The sequence below is a fragment of the Curtobacterium sp. ME12 genome, assembly GCF_903970855.1.
Lineage (GTDB): Bacteria > Actinomycetota > Actinomycetes > Actinomycetales > Microbacteriaceae > Curtobacterium > Curtobacterium poinsettiae_A.
This window is the reverse complement of record NZ_CAJCKD010000076.1, coordinates 1-848: the sequence shown is the minus strand read 5'-3', so window position 1 is coordinate 848 and position 848 is coordinate 1. Positions and strand designations below refer to the sequence as shown.

At 68.0% G+C, this 848-nt stretch carries 1 protein-coding gene; it reads right to left on the bottom strand.

From position 1 onward, the window contains the following. On the bottom strand, window positions 1–848 hold an 848-nt coding region (locus tag H7A73_RS17920), incomplete at both ends, for a fatty acid desaturase family protein (RefSeq protein ID WP_182067236.1).

The window sequence follows — 848 nt, the reverse complement described above, 5'->3', positions numbered from 1 at the left end:
TCGCGGGCGGCGAGTCCGACGCGGTTGAGGTACCGGACGACGATGCCGTAGGAACGCAGCAACGTGGTCTCGGTGTACGGCACGTCGAGGGTGTCGCAGTGGTCACGCACCAGCAGGCGGGCCTGCTTCAGCGCCGGCCGCGGCATCGACGGGAACAGGTGGTGCTCGACCTGGTAGTTCAGCCCACCCATCAGGAACGACACCCACCAGCCGCCACGGATGTTGCGCGAGGTGCGCACCTGGCGGGAGAAGAAGTCGACCTTCGCGTCGTGCGCGATCGTCGGCATGCCCTTGTGGTTCGGGGCGAACGAAGCGCCCATCATCACGCCGAACACGGCCAGCTGCACCCCGAGGAACGCACACGCCATCCCGAACGGCAGGAACCAGAACACCACCGTCAGGTAGATCGCGAACCGCGCCACCAGCAGGATGCCCTCGAGGACCCGCCCCCGGACGTCTCTGCGCCCACCCGTCCCGCGGAGCACCGACATGACGGCGGCCCGGTGCAGGTTGATGCCCTCGAGCGTGAGCAACGGGAAGAACAACCAGCCCTGGTACTGCACGAACACCCGGAGCGGCCCGTTCCCGACGGCGGCGGCGTCCTCGGGCAGGAACCGGATCGCGTCGGGGGCGATGTCCGGGTCCTTGCCGACGGTGTTCGGGTTGCCGTGGTGGCGGGTGTGCTTGTTCATCCACCACGAGTAGCTGAGGCCCACCAGGAACGTGCCGAGCCAGCGGCCCGCACGGTCGTTCCACTTCTGGGACTCGAACACCTGACGGTGCGCAGCCTCGTGCGACAGGAACGCGAACTGCGTGAACAGCACACCCAGCGCACCGGCCACGATCAG